The following is a 21,256-nucleotide window of genomic DNA, read 5'->3' as shown; positions in this document are numbered from 1 at the left end:
TGTCACAAGGTATACAATAAAAGCACATTTCATTATATCGAAATGTGCTTAAAGAATTACAAGACTTCATGCGAGGTTTTATTGACAAGTTTATCCTCTATTGGTGGATTAAACTGTCCTTCCCATTTAGCAACAACAATGGCTGCTAATGAATTTCCGACCACATTAACCGCTGTACGTCCCATATCAAGAATACGATCAATACCTGCAATAAAAGCTAAACCAGAAGCAGGTAAACCAATGGTACTGAATGTTGCTAGCAGTACTACAAATGAAACGCCAGGTACTCCCGCCATCCCTTTAGAAGTTACCATTAGGACTAACATTAGTGTAATTTGTTGTCCAATGCTTAATTCTATACCATACATTTGTGCTATAAACATCGATGCAATTGCCTGGTACAAAATGGAACCATCCAGATTAAAGGAATAGCCTGTAGGAATAACAAAGGTTGCAATATGCTTCGGACTTCCCGCCTGTTCCATTTTATCCATGATTTTGGGAAGTACCGTTTCTGAGCTTGACGTTGAAAATGCTAAGATTAATTCTTCCTTAATCATTTTCAGCAATTTAAAAATACTAAACCCAACAAACTTAGCCATTAAACCTAATACGACAATAACAAAGAAAATCATTGTTCCATAAACTGTGAGAGCCAGTTTTCCAAGTGGAATAAGGGAAGCAAATCCATATTTGGAGATGGTAACACCAATTAATGCAAAAACACCAATTGGTGCATATTTCATAAATAGATTGGTTACATAGAACATGGCATTAGCCATTCCCTCGAAAAACCGTAGAATCGTTTTTCCTTTTTCCCCAATAGCTGCAATCCCAAGTCCAAATACTACTGCGAAGAAAATAATTGCTAACATATCTCCTTCTACCATAGCTTGAATTGGGTTAGTCGGAACAATATGAAGAAGTGTGTCTGTTATCGACTTTCCTTCTTGCTCCTTGGATGTTTCAACATAGTTTGAGATATCTGTCTGCTCAAGCTTGTCCATATTTATACCAGCACCAGGCTGAAATACATTACCAGCAATTAAGCCGACTGCAACAGCAACCATTGTCATTCCGATAAAATAGGTTAACGATTTAGCTCCTAGTTTACCTACTGATTTCAGATCACCGACACCAGCTATCGCTACAATAATACTAGATAATACAATTGGTACGACTATCATTTTGATTAGCCGGATAAATAGATCTCCGAATGGCTGTAAAATATTTTGCGCTGTTTCACTTCCATAAAAAATTCCACCGACAATTATACCTAATATAAGACCAATAAAAATTTGGCTAGCCAAACTTAATTTAAACTTCTTCATTGATTACCCCACCTTCTGATGACTTAAATTAAATAAATTTCTCAGGTAAGGGAAACAAGATGATATAACGAAACACAATAATTAAAAATAACAAAAAAACCGGCAAAGCCGAATGTGACATACTATCATTCTGTTTCCACTAAAACGCTTACGAGGTTAGCTTTCAGGTTAGGACTTCGGGAAACAATAAGCCCCTTCTTCATAGAATTCACCTATAGCGGAAGTATTCACATTAAACAGAAATTTCCGCGAAAATAATTGGGTCCCCCGCTCTTATTGAAAGATTAAGCAATAGAACTATATCAAATATTTTATCATTAAAATTACCTTTTTGTATATTATGAAGCTCTAAAGCCATGTAATAAGGGGGATCTATTATTTTAAAACGTAAATAATAGATCCCTAAGCTTCAGTTTACCAACTCTAAGTACGCTTCTTTTTCTTTCGTGAAGAATCTACTTTCATTCTTCCAGTTTCTCTATTTGTTGTTCCTTGCCCTTCCACTTCTGGGGAGCTTAGACCATTCGTTAATGGATTAGCCTTTCTCTTTGACATAGGTGTTCACCTCCAGTGTTAGTATACGTTTGAAGACTTAATATTATTGGGACATGAAAATTAAATCAAAAGTCTTTTAAGGAAACTAATTGCTCGTCTTATTTTTAAACTTCAAGCATAGATTTTTACGAGGTGAAAAAAATGAGACAAACTTCTATGGAAAAAATGCACATTTTTATCGTCATGTTTTTTATGAGTCTAGTTATGAGTGTTCAAGCACCAATCTTTGCACCATATGCAGCAAAATTAGGCGCATCTAGCTTGGTTATTGGGATTATGCTGAGTTTAGCATCATTCACAAACTTGACAGGAAATTTGATTGCCGGACCATTAGTCGATCGGTTTGGGAAGAAAGTTTTTATTACACTACCCATATTCGTTTCAGGTGGATTATTTATTGCTCATGGACTCGCTACAAGTTCAGCTAACTTGTTACTACTCCGTGCGTTAAATGGCTTTTCTCTAGCATTCCTAATTCCTTCTGCGTTTGCGTTATTATCTGGCTATGCAAAGAATAGTCACCAGCAAGGAAAAAATATGGCGATCAATGGAATACTTGGCACAATTGCAAGTATTGTTGCACCAATAATTGGTGGAATGATGGGATCAGCATTCGGGTATGAAAACACCTATTATACAATAGGTACCGCTCTCCTTCTTATCGGTATTTACACTACCCTTTGCTTACGGGAAAAAGAAAGTATTATTGTGGTAGGCTCTCACAGAAAAGCATTTAGTTTGATACAGGTGTTACAGAAAAAAAGCTTACAGATGGTTTTTCTTACAGGTTTTGCATTAATGTATATTCACGGGGTTATCATTTACGAGGTCCCATATCTCGCTGTTGAACAGGGATTATCTACTGCCATTACTGGGGTTCTATTTAGTTTCTTTGGAGTTGGAACGTTTTTTTCCTTGTCATTATTTTTTATTAACCGCTTCAATCCAATGAAACGTATTATGTTCGGTTTATTTGGAATGTGTATGAGTTTATTCGCTGTCTTTACCCAGTTACTCACACTCCCATTGATGTTATTTCTATTAGGATTCTTCTTTGGCATTATGATGCCAGCTATGGCAACGGCTTTAACTGATACAGTATCGAGTGATGGACATGGACGTGCTTTTGGAGTAATGTCTGCTGTATACTCTTTGGGGATGATTACGAGTTCCTTTATTACAGGGATTATTCGTGATGTACTTTCTCCGTACTTTGTAGCATTTCTTATTGGAATGCTTACTCTTATGATTTTAGGTTACAGTAGAATTCAATCTGGCTCACCTAAGACAGCACGTACACCTTATCAATATTGAATTACTTTTATAACGCTTTTCAAGTAACAACATATTCCTAGAAGGAAAAAAGGTACCAATTCCGTTCTATACTGGCAATTGATACCTTTTTATCATTTTACTCAATGAATATAGTTGACGGCTACCTACCATTAGCGTTATTTAAGTCGTGTAGTTTTATTCCAATATGGTTCACTTTTGTTTCTTCTCTTGTAAGGAGTAATTTGCAAAATCTACTGGTTTCTTCGCTCAATCAAATTAATGCCTAGTCCCATCGCTATAACACCAATTAATAACATCAACAATAGTGACATCATTACATCTCGCAAGCCAGCGTCATAGAAGACAACAGACATAATTGCATCCATTGCATGGGACATTGGAAAGAGATCAGCTATGAACATTAACACAGGATTGCTGATTGTTCCTGGCATCATATATGCTCCACTAACAAGTGGGATTAGTGGAATAACGGAGGGATAAATGCTATAAAATTGCTCTGGTGTCTTTACAAACCCAGTTATCAACATAGCGATACTAATCATACTAAAAACAAAGAACGATGCAATTAGTAGGATTAGACCAAGATTATCCCCCACTTCATAGTTCATGACATATTTAAATAAAATAAGCACCACGATAACTTGAAACATTGTAATGAGAAAGGTGTATAAAATATACCCACTATACATCCCTGTCTTACGGATTGGTGAAAGAATCATTCGATTCCAAACACCAGAGACCTTATCATTAGTTACATTGTTTACCTTAAGTCCGAGCATAAACATGGCAACTAAAAAAACAAATGCAAACAACAGCTGAGTTCCCAGATTAAAATTCGGAAGCCCTTCACCGTCTAGTCCTTTCGCCTCAATCTGAATGGGTGCGTTTTTGAGATAACTATTCATTTTACTCCGGACATTTTTGTCCCCTTTCGCTTCTTCAAGTGCACGGAATTGTGCTTCTCGTTGAAAAACTTTTTCTACATGCTGCTGAACGAAAGAGACTGTCGGAAGTTCACTAGCTATGACTATTTGATAATCCGTCTCCGTTACGTTCACTGCTACATCTATCACACCATTCATGACATCCTCGCGGGCTTTTTCTGGGGTAACGATTTCAAATTGAAATGAACTATCTACATTTAATAGCTCATGCCATTTTTCTTCAATTTCTGGGGCGTTTTCCTCCTCACTAAACACGGCAACCATAGTTGGAGTTTGAATGCCTCCTGCAAATAAAATGGTAGCGACAATACTTGCAGCGATAAATAATAGAATAAATAGCGGATTTCGCTTATCTTTCATTAATTGTGCCCACATAACTGACTTCATTATGCTTCCCCCCTTTTTGGATACAGTGCAAAACTAAGCAATGTAAAGAGTAGAAAGATTCCAATCAACAATAAACCTGGTGTGAAGATATTTGATAAATCCTCAAACTGAATCCATTTGGTTACCATAACTAAAGATATTCCATTTGGAGTCCATTCACCAATTTGTTGAAGCCAATCTGGTAATACATAAATAGGAACAAAACCTCCACCTATCGTACCGAAGAGCAATATAACTAACATAAATATCCCATTCGCAGCATCTATATTTCTCACTCGAAGTGAGATGCTCGTAAATAAAGCAGCTAATCCTGCAATTGCTAATGAAAGTAAACTAGCTATTCCTATGACACCAAACCAGAAGCTCACCGTTCTACCTGGAAATACGTCTAAGATAAAATGAGAGAACACAAAAATAAACATAATCTGTAACCAAGTTAAGCAAAATGTCGATACCATTTTTCCAATTAAGAATAGGATTGGATTACTATTTGTTAATAGGATACGATTAAAAACCTTTTGCCTAATCTCTAAGCCTGTTTTCGTTCCAACAGTAGAAGCTAAGAATAAAGCGAATAATGCTCCCATTGCGGTAGTAAAATATTGGGTCAATGTAAAACTCTCCCCTGCTCCTACCTTCTCTACCCCACCTGTTGGCAGTGTTACCTCGTTTTCTAAAGCGTCCATTTCCTGTAACGCAAATTGATAATTTAGTTGATCTGTAAAGCCTTGAACAATATCAAATAAAATACTAGTATTATTCGTTTCTTTTTCCATTTTAAATTCTAATGATTTTGTTGGGGCTTCTCCTACAAAGGCAGCATACAGACTTTCAACAGTAAACCCATCAGGTATGATTAAAATACCGTCTAAATCACCGTCTTCTACCTTTGTTATAGCTTCTTCCTCCCCAAGCTCATGAATGGTCACTAAACCCTTTAACTCATCACTATCTAGGTAATTTAGTAACATCGAGACAGGATCTAAATGACTTGCCTGTTCCACAAATACATTTGCTTCTCCTTCTCCTACTAATCCTTCATTCACTAATTTTTCCTTCAATTTTTCTAATGAGTCTGTTGCATTGTCTTGATTCACGACAGCTAAATTTAAATCCAAATTGGATTCCGTATCTTTACCTAACAATCCAGCAAAGGCAAAATTTAGTATGATTACTAATAGAATTGGTAAAATAAGCACTGTTATAAGCTCTTTCCGATCACGCCAAAAAATTAATAAATCCTTTTTAATAAAGCTTCCCATTCCTACACCTCCTTAATCCCGTAAGGTTCGACCTGTCAAATGAAGGAATACATCCTCTAAACTAGGATTCTCCGTATGAAAGTTAATCAATTGGATATGATGTTGTTCAGAAAGGTACACAAGCTCACTAACTAGGTTAATACCTTTTTTAGCAATAATTTTCAAATTCGTATTAGCAGCTTCTACCTTCCGAACTCCCTCTATTGATTTTACTTGTGTAACAAACCTATCATCCATTTTACTTAGCTGTACCTTGATCGTATCCTCTGTTGACAATATGCTTAGCAATTCTCCTTTTGTACCTGAAGCTATAATTTCACCATGGTCCATAATGTACAACCGGTCACAAAGCTGTTCTACTTCCTCCATGTAGTGACTCGTATACATAACTGTTGTACCTTCGTTTTTATTTAGCATGCGAACCGTCTCTAAAATATGATTTCTTGATTGAGGGTCAATTCCAACAGTAGGTTCATCTAAAATCAGTATTTTAGGATGATGTAATAATGCAGCTGCAATGTTTACCCTACGCTTCATACCACCAGAGAACGTTTTTACCAAATCCTTTTGACGATCTTGTAATCCAACTATTTCCAGTGCCCGTTGAATACTTTTATCGAGTTCATTTCCTCTTATTTTATAAATAGAGCCAAAAAATTTAAGATTTTCATATGCTGATAACGCTTCGTATAGTGCCAATTCCTGTGGTACTACACCTAAAATTCTTCTAATTTGTTCTGGGTTATTGATAATATTTACACCGTTAAGCTTGATTTCTCCTGCAGTTGGCTTGATTAATGATGAAATCATGGAAATAGTAGTAGATTTCCCTGCTCCATTTGGACCTAACAATCCAACGGATTCCCCACTATCCAAATATAAATTGACATCTTGCACTGCCTTCTTCCCCTTGAAAGATTTACTTAATTTTATTGTTTCAAGCATGATTATCCTCCTCTATCCAACTAATAATTGCATCATAAACGAAAATAACCAAAGTCACTACTGACTTTGGTCACTACCCAAATAAACGCATATTACTTTTGTCATTTTTTCTAAACTAATCGATGACGAATCGCATAAATTGCTAATTGTGTACGATCCCTTAACATTAATTTATCTAATATTTGACTCGTTTGATTTTTAACTGTTCCAACAGACAGACCTAATCGTTCCGCTACTTCCTTATTATTCAGCCCTTCACCAATACATTTTAAAATAGCTCTTTCTCTTGGTGTTAATGAAGGATCAACCGATTCGGCCACCTCTTGGCTTTGCAGTAAAACTGGCATTACCTTCGCTGCAACCTGATCCTCTAGTGACAGTCCACCACTCATGGTACTTCTAATCGATCGTATCAGTGATTCCGTATCACCATTTTTCAACATATACCCACTAACTCCAACCTTTAGTGCATCTACCACATATTGTTGATCATCAAAGGTCGTTAGCATTAAAACCTTGATTTGTGGAAAGCGATTACGTAATACTTTGGCAGTTTCGATCCCATCCATTTCCGGCATCCGAATATCTAAAATGGCTACATCAAAAAGTTGTTTTTCACATAAGCGGACGGCTTCCTTACCATTATCCGCTTCACCTATTACAACAATCTCCTCATCTGTTTCAATCATCGCTTTCAAGCCTTGACGTACCATCACTTGGTCCTCTGCTAGCAATACTTTAATCATAGGCCACACTCCGTTCTATTAATTGAATCGTACCTCTTACGGAAAATTGCTCCTCATCCTGAATAACTTCTAATGAACCGCCTACTTTTTCTAATCGATCTCGCATCGCCTTTAATCCATATCCTTCTTGATAAAAGGAATTAGGTATTACGCGATTGATTACTTCAAATCGAAAAATGCTTCCTCCAGGAGCTTCAAACATGACCTGCGCCTCCCGTGTAGCGCTATGCTTCATAATATTAGTGAGTGCTTCTTGTACGGCACGATAAATTGCAAAGGATTGTTCCCCAGTTAATGGAGCTGCAAATGCACCATGTTTAACTGAAAAGTGAACTTTCATAAAGCTCTCTACTTCCAATTTACGAATTAATCTTATAATCCCTTGAAGGCCCCCTATTTCTTCCTGCTTAAAGGATTTTACGGCTTTTCGTGTTTCCTCTAAGCTTTGCTCGGTAAGCTCTTTAAGATTTGTAATTTTTTCTATATCCTGAGCCCTTGCAGATAAACGAAATGCTTCAAATTGCATTAACAGAGCTGTTAGTTTATGTCCAACTGAATCATGGATTTCACGTCCAATCATATTCCGCTCATCCATCCTAGCTAATTCTTCTTCTACCATGAGCTGTCTTTTCATTTTTCGATACTCGTCCAGTAGAGCATCATTCTTTTTTCCTAATTCGATCTCGTGTTTATGTACTTTTTGATAATGTAAGAGTGCAATAACAACCAATACATCTATAATCCCATACCAAATTAATGTCGATGTAGGGAGCGTTGCTTCTATCATAATGAATAAAATAGATACAAATTGAACTCCAATCACAATGAAGCTCTTCTTCTGGGAAAGATAAAACACTGCCTCCGCTATAATTAATAGATGAATTACAATTATATATGGATTGAGTACATGGTCAATAGGATAAAAAATACCAATTGTTGTCAGTGCTTGTACGGAAAACAAAATGGTTTGCCAGTTCGGTTTATCTGCAAAAATCGGAAGGATAAACAAGATGGCCAAAAACAAACAAATACACACCAGTTGTATTTCAGTTAAACTTGCCTGAAATTCTAAATAAGTGAATACCCATACAACACAATAAATAGAAAGCCATATAAAATATGATTTCTTCATCTATAAAAGCTCCTTTAAAACTTACTCCCCGCTTTTTAAATTATACTATGGAAATCAATGTTAAGCATCTCTACATCTAAATGACAAATTCTCAATGAACATTGCCCATCCGATTCTTCCTCTATTGTTATCACTATCGTGTTTATAACAAGATGCTTTATTAAGATTTGTTTTCCTCTAATTGTGGGAATACTAACATTGTGAAAGGATACAACTTACCTACATATCCCACCAAAACATCGTTTACCAGAAATAAGTTTTATACTAAACCTTGTACATAGGAGTGATTTTTTTAATGCAGACAAGAGCAGTAATTATAAACCAATACGGTGGTAAAGAGGTATTAGAAGAAGGTAGCGTAACTCTACCAGAATTAGGAGAAAATCAAGTACTCGTTCGCGAAAAGGCTACGTCCATTAACCCAATCGATTGGAAGCTTCGCGAAGGCTATTTGAAGCAAATGTATGAATGGAAATTCCCCATTATTCTCGGGTGGGATGTTGCTGGTATTATTGAGGCTGTTGGATCAAACGTAACGGAATGGAAAATAGGGGATGAAGTATTTGCTCGCCCAGATACAACTCCTTTTGGAACGTATGCAGAGTATACTATTGTTGATGATCATCTACTGGCGAAAAAGCCTGCTAATATTTCTTTTGAGGAGGCTGCAGCAGTTCCATTAGCAGGATTAACTGCATACCAAGCATTGTTTGATCATGGTAATTTAGAAAGAAACCAAAAGGTACTAATTCATGCAGGTGCGGGTGGGGTTGGTACATTTGCCATTCAACTAGCGAAGAATGCAGGAGCATATGTTTGTACAACCGCTAGCCCAAAAAATCACGAGCTTCTTCGGTCATTAGGTGCAGATAATATAATTGATTATCACACAACCAATTTCAAAGATGTACTTCGTGATATCGACCTAGTCTTTGACACGATTGGTGGCGAGATACAGAATGACAGTTTTCATGTCCTTAAAGAAAATACAGGCAGACTGATTTCAATTGTAGGTGAACCTGATCAAGACAGGGCAAGAGAAAAAAATGTCATAGCAAAAAGTATTTGGCTGAATCCAAATGGTCAACAGCTAAGTATTCTTGCAAAATTATTAGAAGAAAGAGAAATGAAGAGTATTGTTGGAAATACATTCCCATTGACACAAAAAGGTGTTTATGACGCACATACTTTAAGTGAGACTGGTCATGCTGCCGGTAAGATAATTATCGTTATTGATTAAATTAGCTAGAAGATAAATAATCTCAATTTATTTATCTTCTAGCCATTAGATCTTTTAGACCATAATTTGGAATTATGGATACTCAGGTAATCTTGCTCATATTGTTCAGCTAAGAGGGTTTCCGAACTACGTTTAACTTATAGTATTCATTAACTCATATTGCCGAAGTCTTAATTCGAACAAAGTAAGTGGATCGCGGTAGATTTCAGGTTGATTCCGCATAGTTTCTAGCGAGTAGTTTTGTTTTTCAATATCACCGTGCAATTCCTCACTTACTCTATTTAGTACTTCCAGAGAATTTGAGAAAAATTTGCTTATATCCCACTCGATTGACCCCTCAAACAGTTCTAATTGTTTTATGAGCGGATTGATAATTTCCTGTGTAATTTGACTATAGTCCCCATTTTCAATGTAGTTCTTATACTTGCTATGGAGCTTTTCATTACTTTTGGAAATCGAACCCAATAGCTTCCCTGCCCCTTTTAACAACAATTGGGAAGGGTTGTTACGCAGCATAATATTCGCTTTTTCTATATGCAGCATTCCTCTTGATATCCGTTCCATATCTCTCTTCCAATCATCCAATACCTTAAAGTCGCCCTCTAATACAATTTTCTCTTCATTATACTGATAATTAAAACCTTCACTTATTTCGTTTAATTTAATTTGGCAGTCATTAAACTCTCGCTCGCAGTCCTCAATCCAACGTTGAAATGCATGTTTAAAATCATGTAAGGCCGTGTTTTCCATATAATCAGCAATCCGTCTATTCATTTCATCATTAAGGTCAACATGAAGCTTACCAAAATCACTGTCCTCATGAACCAATTCAGAGCAATTTCGAAGTAGTTCAGGGAGCGTAAGCATCATATGTTGACTTAAATCATTTTTTATTTTACGGAAGGAATCTTTTATCACTCTCGCTTCATCTTTTTCCATATCATCCAGCTGAAGCTGTATATCTTGGAGTTTAACAAGTAATTCTTCATCCCAATTAATATTATCGATAACAGCATTTTCTACTTCTATTCGTTTTTCAACAAGAAACGCAATTGTAGCTTTAATAATACTCCTTATTTTAGAAGGACTAGCCACTTCTATATTGTACTCCTCAATCATAGGCATAATATTTACATACAAATCATCTAATAAGCCTTCTTTCTCCGCCCATTGCTTAATCGATTCAAATAGCTTAATACCTTCTTGTCTGCCATATTGATACGAATTTGAGTGTTCAAAATAATCCTCTGCTTTACTTACTAAAGTGACATCTAGATCAGATGGGAAAATATCATTCCAAGCGAGTATAGCTGAGGATGAAATTAAGGAATCTGATACGGTTGATATTTCCAACCAATTCGTTAAATGGTCCTGAATTAGCACCGAAATATCACTTATTAAAAATTCTCCGCTAATTAAATCAAAGTAAGATTCTTTAAATAGGTTGGGAAGCTTCTTCCACATATAAGCTTCTTCTAAATTATAGGTCAAAAGAAGCTGGTTGATTTCTTTTAACCACGGAATATATAAGTTACTATGTTTATAACTGTTCCACAATAATTCAGAAAGACTTTCAAATCTTAATTTATCAATGTGTAATACGGTCACTAATACCTCATTAAAACAATTTGGTTGAAAATCATAGGTAAGTCCCTGCTCCACATACTCTTCCAAAATCGAAACCCAGGAAAGTGACTGTGTTCGAATTGATTCATTTACTGCAAGTTCAACTGCGCTATTCCAATCCTTAATATCCTCAAAATAAGACTGAGCTATCTGTGTCACATAGGAATAATCTGGATTTAGCTGAACTGCATTTTTAATTGCATCAATCGCCTTTTCGGTACTACCTTGTTGTATGTATAGAGAAAAAAGCTGCAGCAGAACTTCCACCTTCAACTCCATTACATCCGTATCGACTGCCTTATAGCATTCTTCAGCAAGCTCTAATAAACCCATTTCAAAATGGGCATCCGCTATATTTTTTTGAGCCCAGGGAATTAATCTATCATCTAATGGTGTGCCCCATTTATAAATCGCTGCCTCATAATCATTATTTAAGAAATATACCTCCCCTTGCGCATAGCGGATAGAGGATAAATCTGGCCGCTTTTTCTGCATCTCATTCATATACATTTCACCCAACACTTTTATTGGGTGCTCTTTTTCATTTTCAGCTACTATAGTTTGATAATAGGATTTATTAATTAGTTCATTCTCGATAGTCATGATAATCCCTCACATTGTTGTTAAAATTTGATAGTAAATTGCTACCTACCAATTATTTATAGTTATGTCATACACAGTTATTAGAAAAAAGTATTTTTCATAAAAATAGTACAGATATAGATAGTTCACCTTTATTGTATTCGAAATAACCTTTTGGTTTATGGGGATAGAGATGTATTTATTAAGGACTAGTTTAGATTTGGAGATATCATCTGATAAAATTGTTTCTCTAGAAACTCTTGAAAAATCTACTTCGCATAATCTTGTTAGTATAATAGATGTTGTGGCGAGTTATTACATAAAAAACGATTGCTCAAGCGAAATATTTTTAACCGTGTGGATTCGTAACCTTATTACTTACATAAAGAAGATAACTTTGTGTTGCAAATGAATTTATTAGATTGTTAAGATCTGCATTTATAGGAAAGAAGGGAGTACTAATATAAAGTAGAGTAGTTGTTTCATATAGGAGATTACGCTGATATATACAAAAAAGAGCCCTCACCAATGTGAGAACCCTTGACCTTACACTATTTTATACCGGCGATAATATGCTCTTACCCCTGTAATATAGGTTATCGCTAACATGATAACATAATATTCCAACACTTTATAATTGCTTGTACGACAGATTTCATCAGCAGGTAGTCCACCATAGAAACTCCATAAACTTTTTCCATTATATGAAGTATTTTCATTCCAGGATATCCTTGGTCACTTCCCCATTTGTGCCGGCTTGTGTAGTAACTAATTTTCGGCTATGACTTCTTGATAAAGCCCTTTTTCTTTTCCATATTTAAAAAGTGTTATGAGAAAAGATTCACCCATTTAGTTTCTTAAATAATCGATAATTTCCTCAAAGTCCGGGTCTTCCCCTCCCGTTTTGAAATAAACAAAGTCATCTGGAATTAAAAATGAATCGAAAAATATCTTCATTTCATCTGCATCGGAAAAGTGATAAACATTATCCGGATTAATCCCTGCTTCTATTGCAGGCTCTACAAAATCTTTTGCAATGAAACCTTTAGTAATAAGAACATCAATCCCTAATTTTCCGAGCAAATGCCCTGCCTTTTTGTATTCTTCATCACCATAATCACCTAGTGCTGACATTCTTCCCAAAACAACAATTTTTCTTTGATTTGGCAACGCTATACTACTTAATGTTTCTAAGCCTTTTCTTAAAGAAGCAGGATTTGACTTCCAAGTATCATCTACCACTTTTATTTGGTTTCGTCCTTTAATTATTTCGAAATGGGACTTCATGTGCTGAAACTTTGATAATCTTTTTATAGCATAGTGTAAATCCACTCCTAAGACTTCAGCGGCTACCAATGAAGTAATTGCATTGTATACATTATGTTCGCCAAGACCCGGTATATATCCCTTAAAAGTATTTTGCTTATATTTAAACCAAAAAGTCATTCCTGATGAATCATGTTGAGACCACTTAATCCTAAAATCAGCATCCCTATGTTTGCCGAATGTTATAATTTCCCCTTTAAACTTAGAAGTATCGAGAGAGGAAAGATATGGGTCGTCTATATTAAGAATGAGAGTCCCTTCATTGTTCATACCTTCCATTATTTTTGCTTTTTCTGCTAAATAATCAGCAAATGAGCGAATTTTATCCGTATGGTCTACATCAATCATCGTTATAATCCCAATAGTCGGATAAAAATATTTGCAGGACTCCGTCATATCCCCTCTTTTAGAAACAGCTGTTTCAAACACAGCCACATCGGTATCTTCATCAATTCCCAATAAGTAAGGTAGGTTGAAATAATCAGCATTTTTACTGGATACAGTTGCCTGGACGTTATATTCTTCTTCCAAAATGTGTTTTAGCATTTCTTTTGTAGTAGACTTTCCACAAGTACCAGTAACAGCAACCACTGGTATGTTAAACAAATGTCTGTAGTACGAAGTAAATTTAAAGTAGCTATCTTCGAGATCCTTTACCATAATGATTTGTTCGGGTTTTAATCTATCCATTTTAGCAAATGGTGTTTCTGTAACGATAAATACATTCTCATATTTCTTTATCTTTTTAACAGGTACCTCACTGTTATACCAACGAAAATATAAAGTATGATTATCTATTTCATCACTGTCGTTCGTGACCTTCTGGATTTGATTACCTCTTTGCTTATCATTAAACTGAATGTTCATAGCAGTTAAAATGTCCTCCAATAATAATGTCTTCAAAATGTCCCTCCTATATAGCCTTTGTTGAAAAAGGCATTCTCGCATACTATTCTTGATTCAATTTTGAATTCAAATACTAAAATAGTATATGAGGTGTCACTCGGTGTAGTTTGGGATAAATACTCAATCAATTAGAGTAATTATTTAATGCCATAAACGTATCAGGTTTAGAATTTAATTTAGTGAATTTTTTAATTTCCTGCCTAACTTTTACTAGCATTCTTTTTCCAGAATAGATAAATGGACTTTAATTCTTTAATTTAATATAAAGTCTGTATCGATTATTAATTAGTAATTATTTCTACTAGTTCAAAAGATGAGTTTTACTAATTGAAATGGAGTATAGTCCTAAAAAACAGCTCAAAATCAGGTTTTTTGTCACTTCCTTTCCTTTAAATATAAAATAAATATTCAAATCTCTTTATAAAAGTTAATTTTCCTTTTAAAGAGATTCTGCACATCTGCAATTTAGTCTGACTACATAAATGGACCATCTTGATTTGTCTGTGCGAACGCATATTTTATTATTTATGGATAATTATCCATTCAATACCATCTATCTACAATACAATACAATCAGGAGGAGAATTGACAGGATTTTAATGCCAAATATTCAAAAATTCCAATGGATTATGGAGGCAACATTAAAATTAAGTGCACTAATTTATTGCTAGAGGACATTTATCTAATTGTTATGTTGACGATTGAAATGTAATAAACAAATTATACAAAATAGAAATGAGGGAATTTTCTTTTGAGAACTATCATCTTCCTTCACACAATGAAATCAGGGTCAAGTAGAGAGGCGATTAAGGCAGCTGAAAAACTAGGCTATTTTACCATTCTGCTTACAAGCAATGAAAAGTTTTTAAAACAAAGAACTGAATTTCCAGACGTCCACAGAATGATTTTAGTTGATTTTTCGAATGTGGAAGGATTAAGAACTACTATAAAAGGGTTCCAAAGTGAAGGGTTAATCATAAATGCAATTATCAGCTTTGTTGATCCGTATATGTATTTAGCAACTAAATTACATGAAGAATACTGTAACAAGGTGCTGTCTATCGATGCAATAAAAGCAATGGAAGATAAAATTTTAACGAGGGAAATACTAAAAGACTCACCCTTCACACCTAATTTTTTCAAGCTAAATGGTATGGAATCTGAAGAGTCATTAGCCTCTATTAGTAAACATTATTCGTATCCATTAATGGTTAAATCCCCTATCTCTACTGGTTCAAAGGATGTAATAAAGGTTGAAAATGATAAAGAACTATTCGACAGTGTCAATTTACTTGCAAGAAAGTATCCAAATCAATCTATTCTGATCGAGGAATATCTTGATGGCCCACAATATTTAATTGAAACTGTTGTGATTAATGGAAATATCCATATTATTGCCATCCTTGAACAAGAAATAACTCAATATGAGAGATTTATCATAACAGGATATAAATTATTGAATGAAATTAATAAGACTCTTCTCCTAAACATTCAGCAAGCAGTCGAAAGTATCATCAAATCCTTCAAAATGGAAACAGGCACTTGTCATTTAGAGATAAGGATTATTCAGGGCCAATGTAAACTAATTGAAATAAATCCAAGGATTTCAGGTGGAGCAATGAACAGAATCATTGAAATTGGATACGGCATTAATTTAGTTGAAGAAACATTAAAAATTTCACTTGGTATTCCACCTAATCTGACAAAAAAATGGAAGAAGCCTGTATTCACGCAATATGTCACTATTTCTAAGAGAGGGATTTTGGAAAAAGTAACAGGTAAAGAACGAGCTTCTAATCTACCAGGTGTTCAAGAAGTTTATGTAAAGCCTAGGAAAGGTAGGTTGCTTACCCCGCCTATATCTATGGGACAACGATATGCATATATTATCGCAACAGGATATTCATCAATACAGGCCAAAAAGAATGCCAAAACTGCTGCAAAAGAAATAAAGTTTCATTTAAAACCTGTTGAATAATAGAAATAAACCATAGATGAATAGGATGTTATTTATTTTTATCTTAATGGATGCACTGTTTTGTTAAGCAACTTTTTAGGATAGTTGAAAATATCATCGGAGGAATGCAGATGATCACAATAGGTATGCTACATTACCGGAAAGATCCGCAAACTGTTTTTAAAACATACGCATATGCAGCCGCAGCAAAAATGGAGGGAGTAGATTTTTTCTACTTTTCTCCAGGAAAAGTAGATTTAAATAGAAGGCGTATTAATGGATTATTTTATGAAAATGGTGTATGGGTAGAACGTAAAACCAGATATCCAGACGTTATATACAATGCAGGAGGGACACTAACCGCAAATCAAGACCGTATAGTAGATGCTTTAGAAAAAGAAATTCCTTTTACAAGTCACCCCATTGGAGATAAAATGAGCGTTTATTATCGAATCAAAAAAGGGAAAATCTTTGAAAATTATTTAATACCTTCCGAGGAATTTGAAGAAGTTAACTTGGCCCTTTCATACATCGATAAATATAACGCTATCATCGTTAAACCTCTTTCAGGAGCTAAAGGTGAAGGTGTTCATTATATAGAAAAAATTCAAGATGAATATCTACTAATTGATTCAGGAACAAAACACGTATTATCAGAAGGGCAACTTGAGAATTGGTTAGATGATATTTTATTAGAAGATAGGACCTATTTAGTACAACCTTTCATTCAATCGAAAACTAAGCAAGGGCAATCATATGATATTCGCCTACATGTACAAAAAAATGGTGAAGGAAAATGGACATTAACAACGATGTATCCTCGCATTGCTAGCAAAGGAATTGTGTCAAATGTAAGTAGCGGGGGCTACACAAGTGTAATCACTTCTTTTTTACAGGAACAATTTGATGAGAACTACTACGATATCAAGCGTTATTTAGAAGTATTTGCTGTACAATTTTCAACACATTTTGATAGTTTATACGATCAACCATTAGACGAACTTGGAATCGATATAGGGATTGATCAACATAATAAGATTTGGATTTATGAAGTGAATTGGCGCCCAGGTCAACCTATATTATTTTATTTGGAAATGGATGTAGCGAAAAGAATGATTCAATATGCGACTTACCTGGCCAAAGAAGCAAAAAAGAAAAGAAAGAAAATTGAGATAAGAATATAACTACTACTCCTTGAAACTATTAAAGTACTAGAATAACAGATAAGGTCATTATCGAAGGTCGCGGAGATACCCAAGATGTGTAAAAGGGTTAGTAATTCACATTACTTGGGCTAATTGAATAAATCCATCATTTAATGAATAAATAACTCGATTAGACATGAGATAAAAAGTGGTGAAAATAAATTAAGTTGTTTAAGATTCTACCTTTTACAAATTATATAAAAAGGCTCAAGAAAATTGGTGTATCAACCCTCTTGAGCCTTTTTACATTTATTAAAACACATCATTTTCTATTATATACTTAGAAAATAGAAAAGAGCTCATAAAACCTTTAACATCAAGGATTATGAGCTTAATCAACTATTTCTTTCGCAACTAAATTTAACCTGAAGATACCGGTGGTCGGGGTCGAACCGACACGTCCCAAGGGACACGGGATTTTGAGTCCCGCGCGTCTGCCAATTCCGCCACACCGGCATGTGCCATATTTGACTGACAAGTAATAATATAGCACGGAATAGGTGAACTAGTCAATGACAAAGTTTTGGAAATATCTAAAGCACCTATATACCGGTATGGCTTTTTTTCGACTTTAATACTATGAGTTGAATAACTTTTCCAATAAAAAAACCTAAAATCAAAGATAGAATAGGTAGCCAAATCACTCCAAAATATATTCCATTAATATTGAATACTGGTGAGTACACCACACCTATGGTGCCAATAAATGCTGAGAATACGAAGGGTAAAAAGGAATAAGACGATGTCCCTCCCCCCGCATCCCGATAAGCATCCCAGATTGCGAATAAATACAAACATGGATAAAACATTAACCATTGAAAGTCTGTGTTTACAATGGATTCTTGCATATTACCATAAAAGCTAGGAAGAATTGCATAATTTAGTCCTGATTTTACATTCACAATAAATTCTAGAATGATTAATACAGTTCCTTTTACAATCTTCCCATTTAAATACTGTCCAAAACCTGGTAAAGCAATACTCCAAAATATCACTTCAGCTCTTTTATCTCTGGCCATTACATTTCCTACCCATCTCCTAATGCATCCCTATCTGTTGCTCTTGGAGGTTGTTCTAGCCATCCATTATCAATCATTAGATTTGCCCCATCTTCTGAGTACTTTAGAATCTCGCTACTCAACCGAATAAAGTGGGTAGAAAGATCTCTTCTCATGCTTCCTGCTAAAGCAATACCATAATGACCTAAACTAACCGAGATTAATGCGGCTGTATGATACATAATTAGTTTATCTGAGAATACGTAAGCGGTAGAATTTGTTACTTCAGAGGCCCAAGACATAGGTGTTGGAAGATTGTCTTCATTTAATATTGAATTAAATACTTCCAAATGCTTAGAGGCAATTTGTTTACCTCTCATCGTATAATTTTTAACTTCTTTTGACTTCGCAATTTGAGAAAATGCAATCATCGTAGAAGCTCCTAATACATTTCGCTGTATGTTTGCATATATACTAGCAATTTCCATAGCAGTTAAAGGACGTCTTTCACCAAACCAACCAGTTAAAAAGGATTGTTTTTTTACATACTCTGACTTTTCTGGTGGCTGAATATAAGGACCTCGTACATAAGTACCTTTTTCAAGCATCAAATTTTTGGCTATTCGATGCAATTTATTTGTTTCTGCAAAACAAGTAGAAAAATATTCATAGACATCTTCTCTTGCGACAAAGCCTAATGCAGTGCCATACGTATTCATACCAATGGCAGCAAAGTCACGCATATAATTTAATATATAGCTATCTGAAAAAATTCTTGGTGCATGAACATCTACATCTTCATTTTCATTAAAGCCAATTGGAATTGGAAATTTCTCTTTTTCAAATAATACTTTTAACTTTTTTAGATGAGTTTCACATATGTTCAGTCCGAATTGAACTACTTCTTTAACATTAGGATCCTCTGTGCAATTCATAAAATATTTTAAGACACAAGCAGATTGACTATCGTTCATATATGCATTCCAAATATGTGAAATTTCTACAGAAGTTAATCGCGGATTATGTTCTATTTCCATGGTTTCACCTCCAAATACTTAAACTAATGATAGTATCCCCTAAAAAGTAAATATATTACAGTACATGAAACTTATTTGTAACAGGACAATAAAAAAACTCTTTTGTTTGAATTGCCATAAAAATAGCAACTTAAACAAAAGAGTTTAAAAAGATAGTACAAATTAGAAAGGTAAATTTGGAGGCGGTAACCGGATTTGAACCGGTGATAAAGGTTTTGCAGACCTCTGCCTTACCACTTGGCTATACCGCCATTTATATGGAGCGGAAGACGGGATTCGAACCCGCGACCCCCACCTTGGCAAGGTGGTGTTCTACCACTGAACTACTTCCGCGCTTGGCTGGGCTACTAGGATTCGAACCTAGGAATGACGGGACCAAAACCCGTTGCCTTACCGCTTGGCTATAGCCCAATATGGGGCGATCGGTGGGAATCGAACCCACGAGTGCCGGAGCCACAATCCGGTGCGTTAACCACTTCGCCACGACCGCCATTATATAAAAATGGCAGGGGTAGTAGGAATCGAACCCACATCAAAGGTTTTGGAGACCTTCGTTTTACCATTAAACTATACCCCTACTGTATAAAATATGACTATAAAATTTTAAAATGGTGGAGGGGGGCAGATTCGAACTGCCGAACCCGAAGGAGCGGATTTACAGTCCGCCGCGTTTAGCCACTTCGCTACCCCTCCATAAAAAAGAAAAAGACATAAATGGTGGCTCGGGACGGAATCGAACCGCCGACACATGGATTTTCAGTCCATTGCTCTACCGACTGAGCTACCGAGCCGTTATGTTTGTTATAGATAAGTTTAAGTTTTTTGTGAAAATGGCGGTCCGGACGGGACTCGAACCCGCGACCTCCTGCGTGACAGGCAGGCATTCTAACCAACTGAACTACCGGACCACTTTTTATCATATTACTGATATTCAACTTTTACATAAGTGAATTCTTCACAGTAAGTTAAAAAGTTTGGTTGCGGGGGCAGGATTTGAACCTACGACCTTCGGGTTATGAGCCCGACGAGCTACCAGACTGCTCCACCCCGCGATAATATAAAGTATTTAGTTTGTTGGTATATTACCAATATGGTGGAGGATACAGGGCTCGAACCTGTGACCCCCTGCTTGTAAGGCAGGTGCTCTCCCAGCTGAGCTAATCCTCCATGTTGGTGACCCGTACGGGATTCGAACCCGTGTTACCGCCGTGAAAGGGCGGTGTCTTAACCGCTTGACCAACGGGCCAATATAATAATAGTGGCGGAGAGCGAGGGATTTGAACCCTCGAGACCACTTTCGCAGCCTACACGATTTCCAATCGTGCTCCTTCGACCACTCGGACAGCTCTCCATGGCTCCACAGGTAGGATTCGAACCTACGACCGATCGGTTAACAGCCGATTGCTCTACCACTGAGCTACTGTGGAATAATGGAATTTGCCTGGCAACGTCCTACTCTCGCAGGGGCAATGCCCCAACTACCATCGGCGCTGAGAAGCTTAACTTCTGTGTTCGGTATGGGAACAGGTGTGACCTTCTCGCCATCACTACCAGACAAACCGTCTTGAAAGGTTTATAAAAATCAAGACAAGATATATTATATGCATTTCCTTCGAGAAATGCAAGGGTTTCGGAAAAAATAATCTTTATACCCTAAAAACTAAATAAGAGTAACGCACGACAGCCAGTTAGTTAAGTCCTCGATCGATTAGTATCCGTCAGCTCCACGTGTCACCACGCTTCCACCTCGGACCTATCAACCTCATCGTCTCTGAGGGATC

At 35.9% G+C, this 21,256-nt stretch carries 15 protein-coding genes, 14 tRNA genes, 2 rRNA genes and 1 riboswitch; of the genes, 4 read left to right on the top strand and 27 right to left on the bottom strand.

All coding sequences use genetic code 11. The features are described from left to right. Window positions 1-56: 56 nt before the first annotated feature. The gene (locus HNR27_RS04020; RefSeq protein ID WP_212918964.1) at window positions 57-1,331 is read right to left on the bottom strand and encodes a cation:dicarboxylate symporter family transporter; all 1,275 of its coding nucleotides are present in this window, start codon (window positions 1,329-1,331) and stop codon (window positions 57-59) included. Window positions 1,332-1,461: 130 nt separating this feature from the next. Next, window positions 1,462-1,632: riboswitch (cyclic di-AMP (ydaO/yuaA leader) on the bottom strand. 122 nt (window positions 1,633-1,754) lie between these two features. Continuing rightward, a complete protein-coding gene (locus tag HNR27_RS04015; RefSeq protein ID WP_212918963.1) occupies window positions 1,755-1,886 on the bottom strand; it encodes a YuzL family protein in 132 nt (43 codons plus the stop codon). A gap of 141 nt (window positions 1,887-2,027) precedes the next feature. Between HNR27_RS04015 and HNR27_RS04010 the strand changes: the two genes are divergently transcribed. After that, entirely contained in the window at window positions 2,028-3,200 is a 1,173-nt protein-coding gene (locus HNR27_RS04010; RefSeq protein WP_429338851.1) for an MFS transporter, read from the top strand. Between the two features lie 212 nt (window positions 3,201-3,412). Here the strand turns inward: HNR27_RS04010 and HNR27_RS04005 are convergent, their stop codons facing one another. The 5 genes from HNR27_RS04005 to HNR27_RS03985 all read right to left on the bottom strand — a co-directional run bounded on the left by HNR27_RS04005 (window position 3,413) and on the right by HNR27_RS03985 (window position 8,598). Further along, window positions 3,413-4,513, bottom strand: coding sequence for an ABC transporter permease (locus HNR27_RS04005; protein ID WP_212918962.1), 1,101 nt, complete (start codon window positions 4,511-4,513; stop codon window positions 3,413-3,415). After that, window positions 4,513-5,775, bottom strand: a complete 1,263-nt coding sequence (locus HNR27_RS04000) for an ABC transporter permease (protein ID WP_429338850.1) — start codon at window positions 5,773-5,775, stop codon at window positions 4,513-4,515. Before HNR27_RS04000 ends, HNR27_RS04005 begins: the two co-directional genes overlap by 1 nt. 12 nt (window positions 5,776-5,787) lie before the next feature. Then, on the bottom strand, window positions 5,788-6,720 hold the full coding sequence (locus HNR27_RS03995) for an ABC transporter ATP-binding protein (protein ID WP_212918960.1): 933 nt from the start codon (window positions 6,718-6,720) through the stop codon (window positions 5,788-5,790). A gap of 110 nt (window positions 6,721-6,830) precedes the next feature. Next, the gene (locus HNR27_RS03990; protein ID WP_212918959.1) at window positions 6,831-7,466 is read right to left on the bottom strand and encodes a response regulator; all 636 of its coding nucleotides are present in this window, start codon (window positions 7,464-7,466) and stop codon (window positions 6,831-6,833) included. Beyond that, window positions 7,459-8,598, bottom strand: coding sequence for a sensor histidine kinase (locus HNR27_RS03985; RefSeq protein ID WP_429338849.1), 1,140 nt, complete (start codon window positions 8,596-8,598; stop codon window positions 7,459-7,461). Before HNR27_RS03985 ends, HNR27_RS03990 begins: the two co-directional genes overlap by 8 nt. Before the next feature lie 295 nt (window positions 8,599-8,893). Between HNR27_RS03985 and HNR27_RS03980 the strand changes: the two genes are divergently transcribed. Then, window positions 8,894-9,838 (top strand): NADP-dependent oxidoreductase, encoded by a 945-nt coding sequence (locus HNR27_RS03980; RefSeq protein WP_212918957.1) that lies wholly within the window; start codon window positions 8,894-8,896, stop codon window positions 9,836-9,838. A 132-nt stretch (window positions 9,839-9,970) separates the two neighbouring features. Here HNR27_RS03980 and HNR27_RS03975 read toward each other — a convergent pair whose 3' ends face one another. Then, entirely contained in the window at window positions 9,971-12,067 is a 2,097-nt protein-coding gene (locus HNR27_RS03975; protein WP_429338848.1) for a tetratricopeptide repeat protein, read from the bottom strand. Between the two features lie 828 nt (window positions 12,068-12,895). Next, window positions 12,896-14,275, bottom strand: coding sequence for a UDP-N-acetylmuramoyl-tripeptide--D-alanyl-D-alanine ligase (locus tag HNR27_RS03970; protein WP_212918955.1), 1,380 nt, complete (start codon window positions 14,273-14,275; stop codon window positions 12,896-12,898). A 754-nt stretch (window positions 14,276-15,029) separates the two neighbouring features. Between HNR27_RS03970 and HNR27_RS03965 the strand changes: the two genes are divergently transcribed. Then, a complete protein-coding gene (locus tag HNR27_RS03965; protein ID WP_212918954.1) occupies window positions 15,030-16,256 on the top strand; it encodes an ATP-grasp domain-containing protein in 1,227 nt (408 codons plus the stop codon). A 110-nt stretch (window positions 16,257-16,366) separates the two neighbouring features. After that, window positions 16,367-17,419, top strand: a complete 1,053-nt coding sequence (locus HNR27_RS03960) for a YheC/YheD family endospore coat-associated protein (protein ID WP_429338847.1) — start codon at window positions 16,367-16,369, stop codon at window positions 17,417-17,419. A gap of 393 nt (window positions 17,420-17,812) precedes the next feature. Here the strand turns inward: HNR27_RS03960 and HNR27_RS03955 are convergent. The 18 genes from HNR27_RS03955 to HNR27_RS03870 all read right to left on the bottom strand — a co-directional run. Next, window positions 17,813-17,896: transfer RNA gene (locus tag HNR27_RS03955), tRNA-Leu, on the bottom strand. An 86-nt stretch (window positions 17,897-17,982) separates the two neighbouring features. Further along, on the bottom strand, window positions 17,983-18,459 hold the full coding sequence (locus HNR27_RS03950; protein WP_429338846.1) for a hypothetical protein: 477 nt from the start codon (window positions 18,457-18,459) through the stop codon (window positions 17,983-17,985). 8 nt (window positions 18,460-18,467) lie between these two features. Beyond that, a complete protein-coding gene (locus HNR27_RS03945) occupies window positions 18,468-19,475 on the bottom strand; it encodes a DUF3231 family protein (RefSeq protein WP_429338845.1) in 1,008 nt (335 codons plus the stop codon). A 177-nt stretch (window positions 19,476-19,652) separates the two neighbouring features. Beyond that, window positions 19,653-19,726, bottom strand: a tRNA-Cys gene (locus HNR27_RS03940). 7 nt (window positions 19,727-19,733) lie between these two features. Continuing rightward, window positions 19,734-19,808 (bottom strand) — tRNA-Gly (locus HNR27_RS03935). A gap of 3 nt (window positions 19,809-19,811) precedes the next feature. Continuing rightward, window positions 19,812-19,886 (bottom strand) — tRNA-Gln (locus HNR27_RS03930). 3 nt (window positions 19,887-19,889) lie between these two features. Continuing rightward, window positions 19,890-19,965 (bottom strand) — tRNA-His (locus HNR27_RS03925). A 13-nt stretch (window positions 19,966-19,978) separates the two neighbouring features. Beyond that, window positions 19,979-20,052: transfer RNA gene (locus HNR27_RS03920), tRNA-Trp, on the bottom strand. A gap of 32 nt (window positions 20,053-20,084) precedes the next feature. Beyond that, a tRNA-Tyr gene (locus tag HNR27_RS03915) sits at window positions 20,085-20,168 on the bottom strand. Window positions 20,169-20,190: 22 nt separating this feature from the next. Then, window positions 20,191-20,266, bottom strand: a tRNA-Phe gene (locus HNR27_RS03910). 40 nt (window positions 20,267-20,306) lie between these two features. Further along, window positions 20,307-20,383, bottom strand: a tRNA-Asp gene (locus tag HNR27_RS03905). A 67-nt stretch (window positions 20,384-20,450) separates the two neighbouring features. Then, window positions 20,451-20,527 (bottom strand) — tRNA-Met (locus HNR27_RS03900). A gap of 39 nt (window positions 20,528-20,566) precedes the next feature. Beyond that, window positions 20,567-20,642, bottom strand: a tRNA-Val gene (locus HNR27_RS03895). 4 nt (window positions 20,643-20,646) lie between these two features. Further along, a tRNA-Glu gene (locus HNR27_RS03890) sits at window positions 20,647-20,721 on the bottom strand. Window positions 20,722-20,734: 13 nt separating this feature from the next. Further along, a tRNA-Ser gene (locus tag HNR27_RS03885) sits at window positions 20,735-20,826 on the bottom strand. 1 nt (window position 20,827) lies between these two features. Beyond that, a tRNA-Asn gene (locus tag HNR27_RS03880) sits at window positions 20,828-20,902 on the bottom strand. A 12-nt stretch (window positions 20,903-20,914) separates the two neighbouring features. After that, a 5S ribosomal RNA gene (gene rrf, locus HNR27_RS03875) occupies window positions 20,915-21,030 on the bottom strand. A 133-nt stretch (window positions 21,031-21,163) separates the two neighbouring features. Continuing rightward, a 23S ribosomal RNA gene (locus HNR27_RS03870) occupies window positions 21,164-21,256 on the bottom strand; the annotation flags it as partial.

It is taken from the genome of Ornithinibacillus bavariensis (assembly GCF_050433565.1).
GTDB lineage: Bacteria > Bacillota > Bacilli > Bacillales > Amphibacillaceae > Ornithinibacillus > Ornithinibacillus bavariensis.
Note: the sequence above shows the minus strand (reverse complement) of the source record. Positions and strands in the feature narration are given on the sequence as shown.